Source organism: Vibrio sp. WZ-1, from assembly GCF_052037695.1.
Classification (GTDB): domain Bacteria; phylum Pseudomonadota; class Gammaproteobacteria; order Enterobacterales; family Vibrionaceae; genus Vibrio.
In genome coordinates this window covers 19,204-39,850 of sequence record NZ_JBQEQR010000054.1, presented here as the reverse complement: position 1 = coordinate 39,850, position 20,647 = coordinate 19,204, and the positions used below count along the sequence as shown (strand labels likewise).

20 protein-coding genes are annotated in these 20,647 nt (G+C 45.1%); 5 read left to right on the top strand and 15 right to left on the bottom strand.

Annotated elements, in window-relative coordinates; genetic code table 11:
• Nucleotides 1–8 precede the first annotated feature (8 nt).
• From hscB to trmJ, 6 genes are all read right to left on the bottom strand, one after another.
• Nucleotides 9–524: a co-chaperone HscB gene (gene hscB / locus ACTS60_RS04635; RefSeq protein WP_038887866.1), complete on the bottom strand. Its 516-nt coding sequence runs from the start codon at nt 522–524 to the stop codon at nt 9–11.
• A 55-nt stretch (nt 525–579) separates the two neighbouring features.
• On the bottom strand, nt 580–903 hold the full coding sequence (gene iscA / locus ACTS60_RS04630) for an iron-sulfur cluster assembly protein IscA (RefSeq protein ID WP_005424893.1): 324 nt from the start codon (nt 901–903) through the stop codon (nt 580–582).
• A 73-nt stretch (nt 904–976) separates the two neighbouring features.
• Nucleotides 977–1,360 carry a Fe-S cluster assembly scaffold IscU gene (iscU, locus tag ACTS60_RS04625; RefSeq protein ID WP_005424883.1) on the bottom strand — a complete coding sequence of 128 codons (384 nt, stop codon included), beginning with the start codon at nt 1,358–1,360 and terminating at the stop codon, nt 977–979.
• A 37-nt stretch (nt 1,361–1,397) separates the two neighbouring features.
• On the bottom strand, nt 1,398–2,612 hold the full coding sequence (locus ACTS60_RS04620) for an IscS subfamily cysteine desulfurase (protein WP_088881286.1): 1,215 nt from the start codon (nt 2,610–2,612) through the stop codon (nt 1,398–1,400).
• 28 nt (nt 2,613–2,640) lie between these two features.
• Entirely contained in the window at nt 2,641–3,147 is a 507-nt protein-coding gene (gene iscR / locus ACTS60_RS04615; protein WP_010446153.1) for a Fe-S cluster assembly transcriptional regulator IscR, read from the bottom strand.
• 125 nt (nt 3,148–3,272) lie between these two features.
• Nucleotides 3,273–3,992, bottom strand: coding sequence for a tRNA (cytosine(32)/uridine(32)-2'-O)-methyltransferase TrmJ (trmJ, locus tag ACTS60_RS04610; protein ID WP_440887309.1), 720 nt, complete (start codon nt 3,990–3,992; stop codon nt 3,273–3,275).
• A 231-nt stretch (nt 3,993–4,223) separates the two neighbouring features.
• Here trmJ and suhB point away from each other — a divergent pair, with 231 nt between their 5' ends.
• Nucleotides 4,224–5,027 carry an inositol-1-monophosphatase gene (gene suhB, locus ACTS60_RS04605; protein WP_440887308.1) on the top strand — a complete coding sequence of 268 codons (804 nt, stop codon included), beginning with the start codon at nt 4,224–4,226 and terminating at the stop codon, nt 5,025–5,027.
• Nucleotides 5,028–5,194: 167 nt separating this feature from the next.
• On the opposite strand, the gene secF is transcribed toward suhB, so the two are convergent.
• The 6 genes from secF to ACTS60_RS04575 all read right to left on the bottom strand — a co-directional run bounded on the left by secF (nt 5,195) and on the right by ACTS60_RS04575 (nt 12,382).
• Nucleotides 5,195–6,142: a protein translocase subunit SecF gene (gene secF, locus ACTS60_RS04600; RefSeq protein ID WP_440887307.1), complete on the bottom strand. Its 948-nt coding sequence runs from the start codon at nt 6,140–6,142 to the stop codon at nt 5,195–5,197.
• 14 nt (nt 6,143–6,156) lie between these two features.
• The gene (secD, locus tag ACTS60_RS04595; RefSeq protein WP_440887306.1) at nt 6,157–8,013 is read right to left on the bottom strand and encodes a protein translocase subunit SecD; all 1,857 of its coding nucleotides are present in this window, start codon (nt 8,011–8,013) and stop codon (nt 6,157–6,159) included.
• A 21-nt stretch (nt 8,014–8,034) separates the two neighbouring features.
• The gene (gene yajC, locus ACTS60_RS04590) at nt 8,035–8,364 is read right to left on the bottom strand and encodes a preprotein translocase subunit YajC (RefSeq protein WP_010446143.1); all 330 of its coding nucleotides are present in this window, start codon (nt 8,362–8,364) and stop codon (nt 8,035–8,037) included.
• Between the two features lie 177 nt (nt 8,365–8,541).
• Nucleotides 8,542–9,678: a tRNA guanosine(34) transglycosylase Tgt gene (tgt, locus tag ACTS60_RS04585; RefSeq protein ID WP_009697666.1), complete on the bottom strand. Its 1,137-nt coding sequence runs from the start codon at nt 9,676–9,678 to the stop codon at nt 8,542–8,544.
• Between the two features lie 270 nt (nt 9,679–9,948).
• Nucleotides 9,949–11,001 carry a tRNA preQ1(34) S-adenosylmethionine ribosyltransferase-isomerase QueA gene (gene queA / locus ACTS60_RS04580; protein ID WP_440887305.1) on the bottom strand — a complete coding sequence of 351 codons (1,053 nt, stop codon included), beginning with the start codon at nt 10,999–11,001 and terminating at the stop codon, nt 9,949–9,951.
• Nucleotides 11,002–11,233: 232 nt separating this feature from the next.
• Complete coding sequence (locus ACTS60_RS04575; protein ID WP_440887304.1) at nt 11,234–12,382, bottom strand: S1 family peptidase; 1,149 nt, start codon at nt 12,380–12,382, stop codon at nt 11,234–11,236.
• Nucleotides 12,383–12,799: 417 nt separating this feature from the next.
• Here ACTS60_RS04575 and ACTS60_RS04570 point away from each other — a divergent pair, with 417 nt between their 5' ends.
• Complete coding sequence (locus ACTS60_RS04570; RefSeq protein ID WP_440887303.1) at nt 12,800–13,249, top strand: CBS domain-containing protein; 450 nt, start codon at nt 12,800–12,802, stop codon at nt 13,247–13,249.
• A 140-nt stretch (nt 13,250–13,389) separates the two neighbouring features.
• Here the strand turns inward: ACTS60_RS04570 and aceA are convergent, their stop codons facing one another.
• From aceA to ACTS60_RS04555, 3 genes are all read right to left on the bottom strand, one after another.
• Nucleotides 13,390–14,703, bottom strand: a complete 1,314-nt coding sequence (gene aceA, locus ACTS60_RS04565) for an isocitrate lyase (RefSeq protein ID WP_104025849.1) — start codon at nt 14,701–14,703, stop codon at nt 13,390–13,392.
• A 129-nt stretch (nt 14,704–14,832) separates the two neighbouring features.
• Nucleotides 14,833–16,461 carry a malate synthase A gene (gene aceB, locus ACTS60_RS04560; protein WP_440887302.1) on the bottom strand — a complete coding sequence of 543 codons (1,629 nt, stop codon included), beginning with the start codon at nt 16,459–16,461 and terminating at the stop codon, nt 14,833–14,835.
• 605 nt (nt 16,462–17,066) lie between these two features.
• Entirely contained in the window at nt 17,067–17,972 is a 906-nt protein-coding gene (locus tag ACTS60_RS04555) for a hydrogen peroxide-inducible genes activator (protein ID WP_440887301.1), read from the bottom strand.
• 199 nt (nt 17,973–18,171) lie between these two features.
• Between ACTS60_RS04555 and ACTS60_RS04550 the strand changes: the two genes are divergently transcribed.
• From ACTS60_RS04550 to ppk2, 3 genes are all read left to right on the top strand, one after another.
• Nucleotides 18,172–18,780 (top strand): peroxiredoxin C, encoded by a 609-nt coding sequence (locus ACTS60_RS04550; protein WP_440887300.1) that lies wholly within the window; start codon nt 18,172–18,174, stop codon nt 18,778–18,780.
• A gap of 275 nt (nt 18,781–19,055) precedes the next feature.
• The gene (locus ACTS60_RS04545; protein ID WP_440887299.1) at nt 19,056–19,799 is read left to right on the top strand and encodes a copper homeostasis protein CutC; all 744 of its coding nucleotides are present in this window, start codon (nt 19,056–19,058) and stop codon (nt 19,797–19,799) included.
• A gap of 66 nt (nt 19,800–19,865) precedes the next feature.
• Nucleotides 19,866–20,642 (top strand): polyphosphate kinase 2, encoded by a 777-nt coding sequence (gene ppk2 / locus ACTS60_RS04540; RefSeq protein WP_440887298.1) that lies wholly within the window; start codon nt 19,866–19,868, stop codon nt 20,640–20,642.
• Nucleotides 20,643–20,647: the final 5 nt, after the last annotated feature.

Below are 20,647 nucleotides of genomic sequence, written 5' to 3'. Positions count from 1 at the left end.
CGCGCTAACTAGCCGAGGAGTTTGTCTTCAACCAGTTCAATTTCATTCTTTAGCTTGGCAATGAATTTGAGTTTACGAACTCGGTCTGCAGCTTCCGCCCAAAGACCTTGGTCTAGTTCTTGTTCTACACTCGCCAAATGCTGTTTGTACATTTTGCTGACCTTAGAGTCGAAGTCAAAAAGCGCTGATTCAGAATCAGAGCTGTCAGCAATGTCTTCCAGTTCTTCACGCAGTTCCATTTGCTCCATTAGGAACATAGGATCTTGCATAGTTTGTTGCTCACCACGAATTTCTGTGCCGTTTTCTGCCAGAATGTATTCAGCGCGAGAAATAGGATGCTTAAGTACTTGATACGCATCGTTGATTTGCGCTGCTTTTTGAACTGCCATCAAGCGGTCACGCTCAGAAGCGGTCGCAAAATTGTCTGGGTGGAAGCGTTTTTGTAGTTCTCGGAACTGAGAAGAAAGAAGGCTACCATCCAGCTGAAACTGACTTGGTAGCCCAAATAATTCAAAGTGATTCATTAAGATCGGGTCCTAGTAAAGCCTTCTGGACTCGTTTGCCCAGAAGGACAATCAATTAGACGTTGAAGCTTTCACCACAACCACATTCACTTTTTGCGTTAGGGTTGTTGAATTCAAAACCTTCATTCAACCCTTCCTTAACGTAATCCAGCTCAGTACCGTCTAGGTATACTAGGCTTTTCTTATCAATGATGATCTTCACATCTGACAGTTCAAACACTTCGTCTTCTTCGTTTAGATCATCCACAAACTCAAGGACGTAAGCCATGCCGGAACAGCCTGTCGTCTTCACTCCAAGACGCAAACCGATACCTTTGCCTCGGTTATCTAGGAATGCTTTTACGCGACTTGCCGCTGATTCTGTCATTGTGATGGCCATACTGCACCTTAGTCTGTCTAAATTACGTTTTGGAATGGGAGCATTTTAAGGGCTCCCATTATATACGGAATAATTATTCCTGGTGTTTTTTCTTGTAGTCAGCAACTGCTGCTTTGATTGCATCTTCCGCAAGGATTGAACAGTGAACTTTCACAGGTGGAAGTTCTAGCTCTTCTGCAATCTCAGAGTTTTTAATAGATGCCGCTTCGTCGATAGACTTACCTTTTACCCACTCAGTTACTAGTGAGCTTGAAGCGATTGCACTACCACAACCGTATGTTTTGAATTTCGCGTCTTCAATGATGCCTTCTGGCGTCACTTTGATTTGAAGCTTCATTACGTCACCACAAGCTGGTGCGCCAACCATGCCGCTGCCTACTGATGGATCTTCTTTATCGAACGAACCAACGTTACGTGGGTTCTCGTAGTGATCAATTACTTTTTCGCTGTATGCCATGATAAATTACCTCGAATCCTCTATTCAGTCCGTGAGATTAATGGTGAGCCCATTCAACAGTGCTCAGATCAACCCCTTCCTTGTACATATCCCATAGAGGAGACATGTCGCGTAGCTTAGTCACTGCAACGCGGATTTGTTCAATTGCGTAATCAATTTCTGCTTCAGTCGTGAAACGACCAAATGAGAAACGTACAGAGCTGTGTGCCAACTCGTCATCTAGACCAAGTGCACGAAGAACGTAAGATGGCTCTAGACTCGCTGATGTACAAGCACTACCAGAAGATACTGCTAGGTCTTTCAGTGACATCAGTAGCGATTCGCCTTCTACAAACGCAAAGCTCACGTTTAGGTTGTGTGGAACACGCTGTTCTAGGTCACCGTTCACCGTTACTGCTTCTAGATCTTTAACGCCATCTAGAAGACGGTTACGAAGTGCTAGCGCGTGATCGTAATCTTTTTGCATGTCTTCTTTTGCTACACGGAACGCTTCACCCATACCCACGATTTGGTGAGTTGGAAGTGTGCCCGAGCGGAAACCACGCTCATGACCGCCACCGTGCATTTGCGCTTCAAGACGGATACGAGGCTTACGACGTACGTAAAGTGCACCGATACCTTTAGGACCGTATACTTTATGCGCAGACAGTGAAATTAGGTCAACTTTCAATTCTTGAACGTCGATTGGCAGTTTACCCGCAGACTGTGCTGCATCCACGTGGAACACAATCTTACGTTCACGACATAGCTCGCCGATCGCTGCGATGTCTTGGATGACACCAATCTCGTTGTTAACGTGCATGATTGAAACCAGAACAGTGTCTTCACGCATTGCCGCTTGAAGTTTGTCTAGATCAATCAGACCGTTTGATTCTGGCTCTAGGTAAGTCACTTCAAAGCCTTCGCGCTCTAGCTGACGACATGGGTCAAGAACCGCTTTGTGCTCTGTTTTACAAGTGATTACGTGTTTACCCTTCTTAGAGTAAAAATGTGCTGCACCTTTGATAGCAAGGTTGTCAGACTCTGTCGCACCAGATGTGAATACGATTTCGCGAGGATCTGCATTTAGAAGGTCAGCAATTTGCTCACGAGCAGTATCTACAGCTTCTTCTGCCTGCCAGCCGTAACGGTGCGAACGCGAAGCTGGGTTGCCAAATGTGCCATCCATTGTCATGTACTGAACCATTTTTTCAGCAACACGTGGATCTACTGGACATGTAGCGGAATAATCAAGATAAATCGGCAGTTTCATTCTCTACTCCAATGTAAAATGCTGACCGCTAAGAGCGGACGTTTACACCGATGGGCGCGGTGGTTGTATTTTTGTTTGATAACCCATGAGTGACCACCAGATCAATGTCCTGACGATCAGAAATTTCTAAAACTTCGTTGTCTGTCATTAGCTCACCGAGCGTAATGTTATTTAAGAAGTCACTAATGCGAGAGCTTAGGTCACGCCACAATGTATGTGTTAAGCAGCGAGTGCCACCTTGGCAATCGCCTTTGCCTTGGCATTTAGTCGCATCGACTGACTCATCAACGGCTGCAATTACAGTACCAATAGCAATACTGTGCGCGTCGGCGCCAAGTCGGTAACCACCACCAGGACCACGAACGCTGGCAACAAGACCTGCTTTGCGTAATTTTGAAAAAAGCTGCTCTAAGTATGATAGCGAGATCCCTTGACGCTCTGAGATGTCAGCAAGAGGTACTGGGTTTTGTTGCGAATGCAGTGCCACATCCAGCATGGCTGTCACCGCATATCTTCCTTTAGATGTAAGTTTCATACCACACCGTATCCACATGGTTTGTAATGATTAGGATTTTTCCATACCTGACCAAAACGGTCAAGTATTTATTTGACTATATTAGTCAGGTATTCACCCTTACACCTAAAGTGGTTATTAATTGTTCAGAGTTTCTTTTCAATCGCTGTTAGAACACCGCGCAGAATATTCAACTCTTGAGCCTCTGGTCGTGCTCGTGAGTACAAACGACGTAGTTTGTTCATCACCTGACCTGGCTGCTCTTTGCTAATAAATTGGGTCTCGACCATCACCTTTTCAAGGTGTTCAAAGAACATTTCTAGTTCTTTATGACGAGGATACTCTTCAGGCTCACTTGGCGCATATTTACTTTGCTCTAAGTTAAGATGCGCAACGCGAACTTCGTAGCTCAGCGTTTGTACCGCCATTGCTAGGTTAAGTGAGCTATATTCAGGATTAGCTGGAATACAAACGTGGTAGTGACACTTCTGAAGCTCATCATTCGTGAGGCCAGTTCTCTCACGGCCAAAGACTAATGCGACTGGGTGTTTTTGCCCTTCAACAGCAAACTTCTCACCACACTCACGTGGCTCAAGCATTGGCCATTCAAGTGTACGTGAACGAGCACTTGAACCAACCACAAGACCACAATCGGCAATGGCTTCTTCGAGCGTATTTACGACCGTGGCATTTTGAGCGATATCGCCGGCGCCAGCAGCAAGAGCAAGAGTTTGCTCATCGACTTCACATTGCGGATCAACCAATACTAGTTGGCTTAATCCCATGACTTTCATTGCTCGCGCGGCGGAACCAATGTTGCCAGAATGAGAAGTCCCGACGAGTACGATTTTTACTTGATCCAACATCTGTATTTGCTACCTGATTTAAAACCGAAAGATGTTACCATAACTTTCTAACACACCCTAGAGTGAAGCGGGTTTCTATTCGCATTCTCATCAATTGTTTTCGAGCTTTACGATAAAACTAAAACGGTTACTTTTATACGCGAACAAAAAATAACCACTTCCTTTTTCCTTTCACTCTGGTATACTCGCCGCCGCTTTAAATTGTTCTTTAACATCCGTTGGGAAATTCGTATGCATCCAATGCTAAACATTGCTATTCGCGCTGCGCGAAAGGCAGGCAATCACATTGCTAAATCATTAGAAAACACAGATAAAATTGAATCTACGCTAAAAGGCACTAATGACTTTGTTACTAATGTAGACAAAGAAGCAGAAGCTATCATCATCGATACGATCAAACACTCTTACCCAGAGCACTGTATCGTTGCTGAAGAAGCCGGTCTTATCGAAGGTAAAGATAAAGACGTACAATGGATCATCGACCCACTGGATGGCACTAATAACTTTGTAAAAGGTTACCCAACTTTCGCAGTATCTATCGCAGTTCGCTTCAAAGGTAAAACTGAAGTGGCTTGTGTATACGATCCAATGCAAAACGAGCTATTCACTGCACAACGCGGTGCTGGCGCTCAGCTAAACAACGCTCGTATCCGTGTTACTCAACTTAAAGACCTACACGGTACTGTTCTAGCGACTGGTTTCCCATTCAAACAGAAGCAACACTCAGAGTCTTACATCAAGATCGTAGGTTCTCTATTCACTGAGTGTGCTGACTTCCGTCGTAGCGGTTGTTCTGCTCTTGACCTATGTTACGTAGCAGCTGGCCGTGTAGATGGTTACTTCGAGCTAGGTCTAAAACCTTGGCAGATGGCTGCTGGTGAGCTTATTGCTCGTGAAGCTGGCGCAATCCTAACTGACTTCGCTGGCGGTACTGACTACATGAAGTCTGGTAACATCGTAGCTTCTAGCGCTCGTGGCGCGAAATCTATTCTTAAGCACGTTCGCGAAAACGGCAACAGCGCGATCCTTAAGTAAGATTCTGAAGTCATACTAAGCCCGTCACGCTGATGACTTTTGAATAGCCCCGCTCATTGAGCGGGGCTTTTTTTATACCCTAAATTCGATACTGCTTGTGTATGTATTTCAAATACAAAAAAACCGCTGATTGTTCAGCGGTTTTTGTTTTCGATTCTCAATCTGCCTTATGGCATCTCGTCGAACTCGGCACCTTCTTTGTCTACTTGAGGTGGCATCAAGTGCTCTTTCTGGATACCCAGTTTTAGCGCAAGTGCTGATGCTACATAGATAGAAGAGTAAGTACCTACAGTGATACCTAGTAGAAGCGCGGTCGCGAAACCATGAATCATTGCACCACCCTGCATGAACAGTGCAATAACTACAAACAAGGTTGTACCAGACGTAATCAATGTACGGCTCAACGTTTGAGTGATTGACGCATCCATGATGTCTGAAGGTTCACCTTTACGCATCTTACGGAAGTTTTCACGGATCCGGTCGAATACAACGATGGTATCGTTGAGCGAGTAACCGACTACCGTGAGTAGCGCCGCTACGATGGTTAGGTCAACTTCAATTTGCATGAGTGAGAAGACACCCAGCGTGATGATGATGTCGTGCGCCAATGCCATTACTGCACCAGCAGCTAGACGCCACTCGAATCGCATCGATACGTAGATCAGGATACAGATTAGCGACACAAGGATCGCTAGGCCGCCCGCTTCAGTTAGCTCATCACCAACGTTTGGACCTACGAATTCGATACGGCGCATTTCTACGCTTTCACCTGTACCGTCTTTGATTGCGCCAATGATTTGGTTGCCCAGCGTTTCACCAGAAACATCATCACGAGGACGAAGACGAACCATAACATCACGAGCACTACCAAAGTTTTGTACGGTCGCATCGCCGAAGCCTTTCGAGTCTAGAGCTGCACGAATCTCTTCAAGGTTTGCAGGCTGTTCAAAACCTACCTCGATTAACGTACCGCCCGTAAAGTCTAGGCCCCAATTCAACCATTTGGTTGAAAGTGTGAAGATAGAAGCAGCAATCATAATAATAGAGAATACAAATGCTACTTTCGACCAACGCATAAAGCCGATCGTATTTTCTGCTTTTAGAATTTGAAACATATTAATTCCCAGCCTTAGATCGACAATTTATCAACGCGTTTGCCACCATAAATCAGGTTCACGATACAACGTGTACCTACAATAGCGGTGAACATTGAAGTTAGAATACCGATAGATAGTGTTACCGCGAAACCTTTCACCGCACCTGTACCTACTGCAAATAGAATGATTGCAGTGATAAGCGTAGTGATGTTCGCATCGGCAATGGTACTGAATGCGTTCGCGTAACCTTGGTGAATCGCTTGCTGTGGACTGCGCCCATCTCGAAGCTCTTCACGGATACGCTCAAATATCAGAACGTTCGCATCGACCGCCATACCAACTGTCAATACGATACCGGCAATACCAGGCAGCGTCATGGTAGCGCCTGGAATCATCGACATTACACCAATGATAAGAACCAAGTTTGCCATCAATGCAATGTTGGCAATCAGACCAAAGCCACGGTAGTAAAGCAGGGTAAATAACATTACCGCAACCATACCCCAGATACATGCTTGGATACCCATATCGATGTTTTGCTGACCCATTGATGGACCAATGGTGCGCTCTTCAACGATAGAGATAGGTGCGATAAGAGCACCGGCACGTAGTAGAAGTGCTAAGTTGTGCGCTTCTGCCGCAGAGTCAATACCAGTGATACGGAAGTTACGACCAAGAGCCGATTGAATCGTTGCTTGGTTGATTACCTCTTCATGCTTATCAAGGATAACTTTGCCTTCAGGCGTACGACGACCACTGTCTTTGTACTCTGCAAACACGGTAGCCATTAACTTACCGATGTTCTTCTTAGAGAACGCTGACATCTTGTTACCACCTTCGCTATCTAGCGAGATATTAACTTGTGGACGACCGTATTCATCAACACTTGAGCTTGCATCCGTGATGCTTTGACCACCAAGAATAACGCGCTTCTTAAGCACAACTGGGCGACCATCACGGTCCATCTTGATTTCGCTCCCCGCTGGCGCGCGACCACTTGCCGCCGCTGACAGGTCAGCTTTATCATCTACTTCGCGGAACTCTAGTGTTGCCGTAGCACCTAGAATTTCCTTCGCACGAGCTGTGTCTTGAACACCAGGTAGCTCAACTACGATGCGGCTAGCACCTTGACGTTGAACTAGTGGCTCAGCTACACCCAGTTCGTTAACACGGTTACGAAGAATCGTGATGTTTTGTTCAACTGCGTAGTTACGTATCTCTTGTAAACGTTGCTCGGTAAAGGTGGCAATCAACGCGTAACGACCATCAGAATCAGAGTCGACAAAGTTCATGTCAGGGTGATTCTTCTCTAGCGTTGCTTTTGCTTCCGCTAGTTGCTCTTCGTTACGTAGCAAGACTTCGACACCATCTTTACCAGAAGGGCGAATCGCACGATAACGAACCTTAGCTTCACGAAGTTCACTACGGAAAGCTTCTTCTTGTTGCCCAACAAGCTTCTCCATTGCTGCGTCCATATCCACTTCCATTAAGAAGTGAACACCACCACGTAGGTCAAGACCTAGTTTCAGTGGCGACGCACCAATTGCTTCTAGCCAATCTGGCGTAGATGCAGCAAGGTTTAGTGCAACAATTTTATCTTTGCCAAGCGCTTCGCTGATAATATCGCGGGCACTGATTTGAGTATCAGTGTCATTGAAACGTACAAGGATTGATCCATTCTCGAGAGCAATGGATTTATGAGAAAGGTGCTCTTTATCAAGAGCTTTAGTGACAGCATCCAGCGTTGACATATCTACAGAGGCGCCACGCGCCCCTGTAACTTGAATAGCCGGATCTTCACCGTAGATATTTGGAAGCGCGTATAACGCTGCGGTGACGATGGCAAAAAATACCATCAAGTACTTCCATAATGGATAACGGTTTAGCACAGCGAGGATCCTTTAGCTGTTTTATAGAGACTTCAGTGTACCTTTTGGTAGCACTGCAGTTACGAAGTCTTTCTTGATTACAACTTCATTGTTTGCATTAAGCTCAATTGAAATGTAGTCGTTGTCTTCAGCAATCTTAGTGATTTTACCCACTAGACCACCGCTTGTTAGAACTTCATCGCCTTTGCCCATTGAAGACATCAGGTTCTTGTGTTCTTTAACACGTTTAGATTGTGGGCGGTAGATCATGAAGTAGAAGATCACTGCGAACATGCCTAGCATGATTAGCATTTCAAAACCGCCGCCTGCTGGTGCGCCTTCTGCTGCTGCGTGAGCTTGAGAAATAAACATTAAAACATCCTCATTATATTTTATTGATAATCCAACAAGTTGGGCTTTCGTAATTTAGATTCAAGTTTGAGATTAAGTAATAGAGATCACCTTCTCAAAAATAACGTACGTTAGCCTACTTTATTAGCAAAAGCCTCTGGCAACATGCCAAAGGCTTTAATTCTTTTAATCTGTTAATTACTGCTCTTTTGCTAGCGGTGGTACTTCACGACCACGACGCTCATAAAACTCAGTAACGAACTCATCGAAACGATCTTCATCAATCGCCTTACGAATGCTTTCCATCAGACGCTGGTAGTAGCGTAGGTTGTGGATAGTGTTCAGACGAGCACCTAGGATTTCGTTACAACGCTCTAGGTGGTGAAGGTACGATTTGCTGTAGTGCTGACAAGTGTAACAGTCACAGTGCGGATCTAGCGGAGTTGTATCCGTTTTATGTTTCGCATTACGGATCTTGATCACACCACCAGTCACAAATAGGTGACCATTACGCGCGTTACGCGTTGGCATTACACAGTCAAACATGTCGATACCACGACGAACACCTTCAACCAAGTCTTCTGGTTTGCCTACGCCCATTAGGTAACGAGGCTTGTCTTCTGGAAGCTGTGGACATGTGTGCTCAAGGATACGGTGCATGTCTTCTTTCGGTTCACCTACTGCAAGACCACCAACCGCGTAACCGTCAAAACCAATTTCAGTCAGGCCTTTGATAGACACATCACGCAGATCTTCGTAAACACCACCTTGAACGATACCAAATAGGTTGTTCGGGTTTTCTAGCTTATTGAAGTGGTCACGTGAGCGCTGCGCCCAACGTAGCGACATTTCCATCGATTTTTTCGCTTCGTTGTGTGTCGCTGGGTATGGCGTACACTCGTCGAAGATCATTACGATGTCAGAACCTAGGTCTTTTTGGATTTCCATCGACTTTTCAGCATCCATGAAAATCTTGTCGCCGTTTACTGGGCTACGGAAATGAACACCTTTCTCAGTGATCTTACGCATTTTACCTAGGCTGAATACTTGGAAACCGCCTGAATCGGTAAGAATAGGACCGTGCCAGTTCATGAAATCGTGCAGGTCACCGTGCATTTTCATCACTTCTTGACCAGGACGTAGCCATAGGTGGAAAGTGTTACCTAGCAGGATTTCTGCACCAGTACCTTTCACTTCTTCTGGTGTCATACCTTTAACGGTACCGTAAGTACCTACTGGCATGAACGCAGGAGTTTGAACAGTGCCACGTTCGAAGGTCAATTGACCACGACGCGCATTGCCGTTTTTTTTCTTAAGATCGAATTTTAATTTCACGATGCCTCCGGGTGTCAGAGAAACAGTCTGACAATGTATCCAGGGTAGTAAACCCTACTTTAAGGAGCGGTCGCCTTCCGTGCGAGAAACAAAACAGAGGTTCTGATTTGTTTCCTAGCTTACTGCTAGCACTCGTAAATCGTTAGCTTTCTAACCCCTACTAGCCTACCCCGTCACAAGAGAAAGGAACTGTTCTGCACGCCTTAATTGGCGAGACCGCATCAAGTCCCCTTCCCTTTGTAAGGAGAGGGCTAAGGAGGGGTTAAAACATTATGCTGTCTTCTTTTTAATAAACATTGAGTCACCGTACGAGAAGAAACGGTATTTGTTTTCCACCGCATGCTTGTAAGCATTCATGGTGTTCTCGTATCCAGCAAACGCACTGACCAACATGATCAACGTTGATTCTGGTAAGTGGAAGTTGGTGATCAAGCAATCCACCAGCTGGTACTCGTAACCAGGGTAGATAAAGATTTCAGTATCGCCAAAGAATGGAACCAATTCTGTCCCTTTCTTCAGCGCGTCTTGCGCTGCACTTTCTAGTGAACGCACTGATGTTGTACCAACTGCAACGATTCGACCGCCGCGCGCTTTAGTTGCGTTAATCGCATCCACAACATCCTGCGGTACTTCTACGTATTCTGCGTGCATGTGGTGATCGTTAATGTCATCCACTTTTACTGGTTGGAACGTACCCGCACCCACGTGCAAAGTAACGTATGCAAACTCAGCGCCTTTCGCTTTGATTTTCTCAAGCAGAACATCATCAAAGTGAAGGCCCGCCGTCGGCGCTGCAACCGCACCTGGCTTTTGGTTATAAACCGTTTGGTAACGCTCTTTATCCGCATCTTCATCTGGGCGGTCGATGTATGGAGGAAGTGGCATGTGACCAATTTCTTCCAAAATCTCGAGTACCGTCTTATCAGAGTTAAATTTCAGCTCAAACAGCGCATCATGACGAGCCACCATCTCAGCCGAGTATTCATCGTTTTCACCAACCAAGATCGTTGTGCCTGGTTTTGGCGACTTAGAACAACGAACGTGTGCCAGAATGCTTTTCTCGTCGAGCATGCGCTCCACCAGCACTTCTAACTTACCGCCTGATTCTTTACGACCAAACATACGCGCAGGGATAACGCGAGTATTGTTGAAAACCACTAGGTCACCGGCTTGAACTTGTTCCAGCACATCGGTAAACGTGCCATCAATTAGCTCACCAGTATTGCCGTCCATTTGCAGCAGTCGGCTAGCGGTACGCTCTGGCTGAGGGTAACGAGCGATGAGTTCATCTGGAAGGTCGAAATGGAAATCTGATACTTGCATGTTACTTGTCTTATCTATTGGTCAAATCACGTCAAGGACGACGATAAAATTGCGACGAGTTTTTCGCAGCAGACTAGTATATGTTTACATGCTGCAATAGCAAGCAAATCCCCCTAGATTGACTGTAAAAGCTTTCACTAAGAGTGTAATAAAACGTGAAAGTGTCAGGATTAGCACAAATTAAAAAGCAGCGGAGTCCGCTGCTTTTTAATTGGGTTTATTTGATTGACATTTAATCGCTTCGTCTACGTATCCACACGAGTGGAACAAGTAAGCCGAATAGCCAACTACTTAAGCTTCCGCCATCGTCTTCAGAATCTCTGAAGTTACAGTTATTGGTTGCAATCCCATCATGACACTCTCTTTCCGCATCCTCTCGCGCCTCAATGATAAAGTTTGGCTCAATAATGTAACTGACTGGCGGCATATCAGCGGTAACGTAAGACTGTATCCAGTCATAATAGTGGCTTACCTTGGTAAAAAAGCTAGGTATCGTGACAGAACCACAAGTCGGTAGGATAATCGGCCCCCCACTCACAATACCAATTTGTAACCCAGTCACATCATCAATTAACGGACCACCACTATCCCCTTTACAAGCACTATTGCCATACTGCGTCCGATCGTTTGGTTCGAGAACATTAATCTCTGTCGGTAAAGTGCAAAGTTTGGTTTGATTGTTTCTCGAGTTAATCACGCCAGGGTAACTATGCCCAACCTCTAAACGGTTATAGCACTCTTCAATTGGCAAAAATGCACTCGTGGTCTTTTGAAGATACACTGACGGAATTTCAGCTTTTGGCGTCGTTGTTCCCCAACCAAACACAGAAACATTGGGATAACGTTGATTTGTTGTATATTCCTGATTCCAATCAAGATTCAACCTTGCCTCAATCACACTCATATCATCCATGGAAGCCAGTTGTGCAATAGCAGCATTAGTAACTGGGCGATCAAGGTATAGCAGTGCTATATCACTGTCTAGGGCCGTTTGAATCGGTACGACATTGCCTTTTTTATCCAATTTAGCTTTAGCAATTCGAGTGTAATACGGATGAACTACAACGTGAGAAACCGTGTAATAGTTGTCCACTGAAGTATTATTGAGATCGTAAGCTTTAGCAGTAACCGCGAGATCGCCCGGGTTAGTTACGTAATATGAGATCTCATCTATGCCTTGTCCCATCACAACACAGTGCGCTGCCGTCATTACCCATTGCTCAGCAATAAGAGTGCCCCCACAAATTGGAAACTCAGCCATATTGCTCGCTCTAATAGTCACGCGGTCAGCAACATCAAACTCCGCGTCCCCCAATACAATACTATGAACAGATTGGATTGAGAGCATCGCTGCCATGGCAGCCAGAACTTTCTTCAACATTGTCATCTTCAGTCAATAAATCGAGACTGCATCATCCAAAAGTACCCAAAATAGTAAAATTGAATCACTGAGAGATGCGATTAGTCTCTATTGATTGCATACGCGAATGACAAAACTTTTGGAAAAAATGCCAAACAACTCGCATCGTGGGGTTGTCATTAGCTGAGCGATCCTAGAACGAAACCCAGCGTCTTGAGTTCTTTTTAGCGAAATGCCAAATACACTTTGTTACTAAGTTGAGACTGGCCTCTCTATGCTGACATATAGTTTGATTTCCATGTTTGTCCAGCTGAATTTATCTGCGGTTTGATCTCCATCTAAACGACATTTTTTATTAGTGAAAAACGAGTTAGCTCCCAGATATAAATTGGTTTTTTCTCTATATTTAAGAAAAGGACAACACTGCTGGAGGTCTTTATGATCAAGGTTGAAGATATGATGACTCGTAACCCTCATACTTTATTGCGTGAGCACACATTACGCGACGCAAAAAGCATGATGGAAGCACTTGATATTCGACATATTCCGGTTGTTGATGCCAATAAACATTTAAAAGGCTTGGTGACTCACCGCGATATTCTTGCCGCACAAGAATCCTGTTTGCACCCAGATGAGGCGGAACAATCGTTTACTCTCGATACTCCCTTATATGAAGTAATGCATACCAACATCATGACCGCGGAACCAAGAGCGGGCCTGAAAGAAAGTGCCATCTATATGCAAAAACATAAAGTAGGCTGCCTTCCAGTAGTAAATAAAGGGCATTTGGTTGGGATCATTACTGACACGGACTTCGTAACCATCGCTATTAACCTACTTGAATTACAAGAAGAAGTAGAGCCAGAAGAGATCGAGTCCAATGAGTGAGTGGTGCAATACCATTTACGATAACAAAAAGAGCGGCAATTGCCGCCGCTCAAAACATACTCATTTGTTATCTAAGCAGATTATCCGCTGTTGAAGTGTAGCGAGAAAGCTTGCATTTTCTCGCTACCATCGAGTAGTGATTAAAACTGGTCTTCTTCAGTAGAGCCTGTCAGTGCTGTCACTGATGATTGACCACCTTGGATAGTGTTGGTCATTCGGTCGAAGTAACCTGTACCTACCTCTTGTTGGTGCGCTACAAACGTGTAGCCTTTTTCTGCCGCTTCAAACTCAGGACGCTGAACTTTCTCAACGTAATGACGCATACCTTCGCCTTGTGCGTAAGCGTGTGCCAGTTCGAACATGTTGAACCACATGTTGTGGATACCTGCTAGTGTGATGAACTGGTACTTGTAGCCCATATTCGCCAGTTCTTGTTGGAACTTAGCAATGGTTTCAGCGTCTAGGTTCTTCTCCCAGTTGAATGATGGCGAACAGTTGTATGCCAACAGTTGGTCTGGGTATTCTGCGTGAATTGCTTCTGCAAACTTACGCGCTTCTTCTAAACAAGGCGTTGCTGTCTCACACCAGATAAGATCCGCGTAAGGAGCATAAGCCAGACCACGAGAGATAGCTTGGTCAATACCTGCACGAACACGGTAGAACCCCTCTGGTGTGCGCTCTCCTTGGATAAAGTCTTTATCGTATGGGTCACAATCAGACGTTAGTAGGTCTGCTGCGTTTGCATCGGTACGTGCGATTACTAGCGTTGTCGTACCAGCAACATCCGCTGCTAAGCGAGCCGCGACCAGTTTTTGCACCGCTTCTTGAGTTGGAACCAGTACTTTACCGCCCATGTGACCACACTTCTTCACTGACGCCAGTTGGTCTTCAAAGTGAACACCTGCCGCTCCTGCGTCGATCATCGACTTCATTAGCTCGTAAGCGTTAAGTACACCACCAAAGCCTGCTTCTGCATCCGCTACGATTGGTAGGAAGTAATCAATACCGCCTTCGTCTTCTGGCGACTTACCCGCTGACCACTGGATTTGGTCTGCGCGACGGAATGAGTTATTGATGCGCTTTACTACCGATGGCACAGAATCTACTGGGTACAGAGATTGGTCTGGGTACATCGTCGAAGCGGTGTTGTTATCCGCCGCTACCTGCCAACCTGATAGGTAAATCGCTTCAATACCCGCTTTTGCTTGCTGTACGGCTTGACCACCCGTTAGTGCACCAAGACAGTTTACGTAGCCTTTCTTTGAGCTACCATTGACCAGTGACCAAAGTTTGTCAGCACCACGTTGTGCAATTGTGTTCGCTGGCACCATAGAGCCACGCAGTTCTACTACTTCTTCTGCTGTGTAAGTACGCTTTACGTTTTTCCAGCGCGGGTTGGTTGCCCAATCTTTTTCCAGAGCTTCAATTTGTTGGCGGCGAGTTAAGTTAGTCATTGGTCTATCCCTCTTATAATGTGCACTTGTGCATGTGCGTTGAGTTTTCCGTTCTCAGGCAGTACATCCTTATCTGCCTCGAATCTTTCACGTATTGGTTAAGTAAAATTAGTGTTCTAAATCTTTGGGTTAATCCAAGTAGTCATAACCTGGAATGGTTAAAAAGTTGGTCAGTTCATCACTGGTGGTGAGCCTTGCCATCAAGTCTGCCGCTTCCTCAAATCGACCGGCTTGGTAGCGCTGCTCGCCAATTTCTTGCTTCACGACTTCAATCTCTTCTTTCAGATAGAGTTCGAACAGCTCTTTAGTGACCTTCAATCCGTTATCGAGCGACTTGCTGTGTTGAATCCATTGCCAGATAGAAGCACGTGAGATTTCTGCCGTTGCAGCGTCTTCCATCAGTCCGTAAATCGGCACACATCCGTTGCCAGAGATCCAAGCTTCGATGTATTGCAGCGCAACGCGGATGTTGTGGCGCATACCTTCTTCTGAGCGTTCACCCTCGCACGGCTCAAGCAGCTCTGCGGCGGTGATTGGCGCGTCTTCTGAGCGGCTCACATCCAATTGGTTGGTACGCTGCCCCAGTGTGGCGCTGAACACTTCCATTGCGGTGTCTGCCAGACCAGGGTGTGCAACCCAAGTGCCGTCGTGACCGTTGTTGGCTTCTAGCGATTTATCGTTATGGATCTTATCCAACACTTTTTGGTTTTCTTGTGGGTCTTTAGCCGGAATAAAGGCTGCCATGCCGCCCATCGCAAATGCGCCACGTTTATGACAAGTGCGTACCAACAATCTTGAGTAAGCGTTGAGGAATGGCTTGTCCATGGTCACCACTTGGCGATCCGGTAGTACGCGATCTGGGTGGTTTTTCAGTGTTTTGATGTAGCTAAAGATGTAATCCCAACGACCACAGTTCAAACCAACAATGTGTTCTTTCAATGAGAACAGAATCTCATCCATTTCGAATACGGCTGGTAAGGTTTCAATCAATACAGTCGCTTTGATGGTGCCTGTATCCAAACCGAAATACTCTTCGGTGAAATGGAACACTTCGCTCCACCACTTCGCTTCATGATGTGATTGCAGCTTTGGAATGTAGAAGTAAGGACCGCTTCCCTTTTTCAGTAGCGCTTTGTAGTTGTTATAGAAGTACAAGGCAAAATCGAATAGCGCACCTGGAATGATCTGACCGTGCCACGTTACGTGTTTTTCTTTTAGATGCAGTCCGCGAACACGGCAGATCAACACCGCTGGGTCTTCTGCCAGCTGATAGTGCTTGCCATTGCCAGGATTGGTGTAGCTGATGGTGCCATTAACAGCATCACGCAGGTTAATTTGACCATCTAGAACTTTACTCCACGCCGGAGACATTGAGTCTTCGAAGTCTGCCATGAATACTTTTACATTCGCATTCAGTGCGTTAATCACCATCTTGCGATCGGTTGGTCCGGTAATTTCCACTCGGCGATCTTGCAGATCTTGCGGAATTCCAAGGATCTTCCAACTTCCTTCACGAATGTCTTGTGTCTCTGGTAGAAAATCTGGCAGCTCACCAGCATCGATGCGTGCTTGCTTCTCTTCTCGTGCTTCCAGCAACTGTTCAACATGTCCGGCAAATTTTTCACACAGTAGAGATAAAAAGGTTTGGGCTTCAACAGGGAAAATTGCTTGATGTTCAGGAGCAACGACTCCATTCACCTCAAGCATGCCTTGGGTTTGCTTTAGTTGTTGTGTTTTTTGTTCTGTCTGAGCAAGCATAATCATTCATCCTTAACGTGCTTTATCCATCTTGGGCAGTCAGCCTAAAGCTACATTTGTAAGTTATGAACAACAAATTACATCCTTTGATTTGGTGTTCACTTTGCTTCGTTGTGTCTATACCTTGCGCAACCTGAATTGCATTTTCAATCTAGACATAAGTCTTACAAGCCTTTAATTAAGCTAACCCAACAAAGGATTAAGCGAAACCCCTCAAGTAAACAAAACGTTAAATTCAAAGTTTTATTCGGTATCAAACAAGTGTTTGATTTTTGAGTTTAATTTGTAATTATTACGTAATTTAATTACACTAATTTTACAGGCTTTTTTTAAATTCAAACAAGCGTATGAATAGTAAGGCGGAAGGAAATTCCTTGTATTCACAAGGGCTAGGAAGAGAAAATTAAACGCGACTTAAACGCATTACCTAGGAGATTGTGTAAAATTAACATTGTGAAATTTCACTATTTTATGAAAGCTTCATGAAAGTTCATCTGTAAAATTTTACAAGTCAAAGTTCACGCACAGAATAAAATGCTAAAAAGCGCACTATTTCTAGTGCGCTTTTTGATATTAGATTGGGGATAGTAGGCTAATACTAATAGCTAAAGCAGTTCAGAGACGACTTCTGCCAATTGATTGAAAGTGTTAGATCGTGACGAACTCGGACGCCAAACCAAACCAATATCGCGATATGCTTGCTGACCTGGAGGGTCGATCACCACCAAGTTTTGGTTTTGCAGCAAGCCGTGATCAATCGCCATTTGCGGGATAAACGTAGTACCCAGACCATTAGCGACCATCTGCACTAAAGTATGAAGACTGGTTGCGGTGAATGGATTGATCTTCTCTTTATCCGTCAACTTACACGCCGATACTGCATGCTCAGTAAGACAGTGCTCCTTCTCTAATAAGAAGACGGATTCATCTGGTAAGTCCGCATAACGAATCGGCACTGGCACAGAATCCGCTTGATTGGCGCTGATCACCATACGGAATGGATCTTGACCAACCACGCGACTTTCCATTCCCTCTATCTCTACGGGTAGAGCTAGAATCAATACGTCCAACTCACCGTGACGAAGCGCTTGCAGCAAGTTAGTCGTCGTGTCCTCTCTTAATAGAAGGTTTAATTGTGGGAAGCGATAGTTCACCTCTTGAACAAGGTCACACAATAAGAAAGGGGCAATCGTTGGGATACAGCCTACTTTAAGCTGACCTTCCATATCATCGCCTTGGCATAAGCGACCCAATTCAACAAGGTCTTGCCCTTTCGCGAGCAGTTCTCGACCGTGTTGTACCACCATTTCACCGGCTTGGGTAAAGACTAACGGACTCTTCTTATCTTTTTTTTCGTAAAGCGGGCAACCAATCAACTCTTCAAGGTTTTGGATACCTTTACTTAAAGTCGATTGACTGACAAAGCAACGCTGAGCAGCGTCGCTAAAATGTCTTGTTTCGTGCAGAGTGACCAAATAGTGTAACTGCTTCAAGCTAGGCCATTTATTCATAATTCTATTGGTATCTATTGCTGTTCTAGTGATCGAGATAATAGTTTCGGTTTTATCGCTTTTTTCGATGAACTCAATCTATTTATTTCGCTTTTTTCCATACTACAATCTGTACTATAGTTTGTCTCGTACAAACACGGACCAAACCTAAATAACTGAATTAGGTTTGGAGCTAACCAAAATTTTTAGGAGCAAAAAAATGGTACTAGTAGGTCGTCAAGCCCCTGACTTTACTGCAGCAGCTGTTCTAGGTAACGGTGAAATCGTTGACAACTTCAACTTTGCAGAATTCACTAAAGGTAAGAAAGCAGTAGTATTCTTCTACCCACTAGATTTCACGTTCGTTTGCCCGTCTGAACTGATCGCATTCGACAACCGTCTAGCTGACTTCCAAGCTAAAGGTGTTGAAGTAATCGGTGTATCTATCGATTCTCAGTTCTCTCACAACGCATGGCGTAACACTGCTATCGAAGATGGCGGTATCGGTCAAGTTAAATACCCTCTAGTTGCTGACGTTAAGCACGAAATCTGTAAAGCGTACGATGTAGAGCACCCAGAAGAAGGCGTTGCTTTCCGTGGTTCTTTCCTAATCGACGAAGATGGTCTTGTACGTCACCAAGTAGTTAACGATCTACCACTAGGTCGTAACATCGACGAAATGCTACGCATGGTTGATGCACTAAACTTCCACCAGAAGCACGGCGAAGTATGTCCTGCACAATGGGAAGAAGGTAAAGCAGGTATGGACGCATCTCCAAAAGGTGTTGCTGCGTTCCTATCTGAGCACGCAGACGACCTAAGCAAGTAATAGACACTGCCGCCCAAGCTCAATGGGTGTGTTGGTTGGATGTATATATAAAGCAAAAAGCTATAGCGGAAAAACCGCAAACGCCAATCAGTCTAAGTAAAGTCATAAAAAGCCCAGAGTTCTGCTCTGGGCTTTCTTTTTCTCTGCGCTTTTAAAAAGCAAAAGAGGCAAACCTCACGCAAGAAATTTACCTCTATTTCCCTCTGCCTTGGTAAAGATTCTCCCCTTTTGTCCTGCTAGTATTTGTTGTAATTACAATAATTCAGGGCAACCTCGTGAACACTCAACTTGAAGTCTGTATCGACAATATTGAATCTCTCCATAATGCGATTAATGGTGGAGCAACCCGTATCGAGCTTTGCACCTCGCTCGCGTTAGGCGGTTTAACCCCAAGCTACGGCTTTATGCTGCAAGCCGCTAAACGCTCTACCATTCCGGTTTACGCGATGATTCGACCACGCCAAGGTGATTTCTTCTACAACGAAGAAGAGATAGAAATGATGCGCTGGGATATTGAAGCCACCAAACAAGCGGGCTTGGACGGTGTCGTGTTGGGTGTACTAACGCAAGACGGCGATATTCATATGCCGTACGCAACGGCACTGTGTGAATTTGCTCAAGCGCTTGGCTTAGGCGTGACTTTCCATCGTGCCTTTGACCAGTGTCGCGATGCAGAAAAAGCGTTAGAGGAAGTGATCAGCTTAGGCTGTGAGCGTATTTTGACTTCCGGTCTTGCACCTTCTGCACCGCAAGGGATCGATGTGCTTAAAGCCTTAGTTGAGCAAGCGCAAGGACGCATTGCGATCATGGCGGGCGCCGGTGTGAGCGCGGACAATGTTGGTCAGATCGTTGAACAAGCCAAAGTCACCGAAGTGCACTTATCTGGCAAGACAACTCGCCCAAGTCATATGACCTTTATTGCTGAGCAAAGCAAAATGGGCGCTGCCGATGTGGATGACTTTTCGATTCCTGTCACCAACACCGACGCTATCGCGAACATGGTAACAGCTCTCAATTAAGCACTTTCAAATCCCGTCTTTGGTTATTGAATGCTAACATATTGATAACTAAGGACGGGAGGGAACATGGCGAAACTAAAGAAAAAGGAATATGAAGAAGCACTAGAGCAGCTGCAAATTGAATTAGTTAAGCTCCAAGAGTGGGTCAAACATAAAGGACTCAAAGTCGTAGTACTTTTTGAAGGGCGTGACGCAGCAGGAAAAGGCGGCACCATCAAACGTATCACCGAAAAGCTCAACCCTCGCGTCTGCCGCATTGCAGCACTTCCTACCCCAACAGAGAAAGAAAAAACACAGTGGTACTTTCAACGCTATGTTGCTCATTTGCCTGCGGCCGGAGAAATCGTCTTATTCGACCGAAGCTGGTACAACCGCGCAGGAGTCGAGAAAGTAATGGGCTTCTGTACACCAGAGCAATACGAAGAGTTTCTCCGTTCTTGTCCGGAGTTTGAACGCATGTTACTAAGATCCGGTATCATATTGATAAAATATTGGTTTTCGGTTTCAGATGAAAAACAAGAGAAGCGCTTTTTAGAACGTATTAATACCCCGATAAAACGCTGGAAATTTAGCCCTATGGATTTAGAATCTCGTAATCGATGGGCGGAGTATTCGGAAGCAAAAGATAAAATGTTCGCTTATACAGATACCAAAAACTGCCCTTGGTGGGTTGTCCCTTCAGATGATAAAAAGAAGGCTCGACTGAACTGCATCAGCCATTTACTTAGCCAAATAGAGTATAAAGATTTGGAGCATTCGATAATTGAGCTTCCAAAACTAAACAAAGCAGGCTACGTTCGAGCGCCTATAGAAGACCAAACCTTCGTTCCTGAAAAATATTAGAGACA

Coding starts and splice junctions, on each gene's coding strand:
- hscB (WP_038887866.1), bottom strand. CDS start 524: ATGAATCACTTTGAATTATTTGGGCTACCAAGTCAGTTTCAGCTGGAT.
- iscA (WP_005424893.1), bottom strand. CDS start 903: ATGGCCATCACAATGACAGAATCAGCGGCAAGTCGCGTAAAAGCATTC.
- iscU (WP_005424883.1), bottom strand. CDS start 1,360: ATGGCATACAGCGAAAAAGTAATTGATCACTACGAGAACCCACGTAAC.
- ACTS60_RS04620 (WP_088881286.1), bottom strand. CDS start 2,612: ATGAAACTGCCGATTTATCTTGATTATTCCGCTACATGTCCAGTAGAT.
- iscR (WP_010446153.1), bottom strand. CDS start 3,147: ATGAAACTTACATCTAAAGGAAGATATGCGGTGACAGCCATGCTGGAT.
- trmJ (WP_440887309.1), bottom strand. CDS start 3,992: ATGTTGGATCAAGTAAAAATCGTACTCGTCGGGACTTCTCATTCTGGC.
- suhB (WP_440887308.1), top strand. CDS start 4,224: ATGCATCCAATGCTAAACATTGCTATTCGCGCTGCGCGAAAGGCAGGC.
- secF (WP_440887307.1), bottom strand. CDS start 6,142: ATGTTTCAAATTCTAAAAGCAGAAAATACGATCGGCTTTATGCGTTGG.
- yajC (WP_010446143.1), bottom strand. CDS start 8,364: ATGTTTATTTCTCAAGCTCACGCAGCAGCAGAAGGCGCACCAGCAGGC.
- queA (WP_440887305.1), bottom strand. CDS start 11,001: ATGCAAGTATCAGATTTCCATTTCGACCTTCCAGATGAACTCATCGCT.
- ACTS60_RS04575 (WP_440887304.1), bottom strand. CDS start 12,382: ATGTTGAAGAAAGTTCTGGCTGCCATGGCAGCGATGCTCTCAATCCAA.
- ACTS60_RS04570 (WP_440887303.1), top strand. CDS start 12,800: ATGATCAAGGTTGAAGATATGATGACTCGTAACCCTCATACTTTATTG.
- aceA (WP_104025849.1), bottom strand. CDS start 14,703: ATGACTAACTTAACTCGCCGCCAACAAATTGAAGCTCTGGAAAAAGAT.
- aceB (WP_440887302.1), bottom strand. CDS start 16,461: ATGCTTGCTCAGACAGAACAAAAAACACAACAACTAAAGCAAACCCAA.
- ACTS60_RS04555 (WP_440887301.1), bottom strand. CDS start 17,972: ATGAATAAATGGCCTAGCTTGAAGCAGTTACACTATTTGGTCACTCTG.
- ACTS60_RS04550 (WP_440887300.1), top strand. CDS start 18,172: ATGGTACTAGTAGGTCGTCAAGCCCCTGACTTTACTGCAGCAGCTGTT.
- ppk2 (WP_440887298.1), top strand. CDS start 19,866: ATGGCGAAACTAAAGAAAAAGGAATATGAAGAAGCACTAGAGCAGCTG.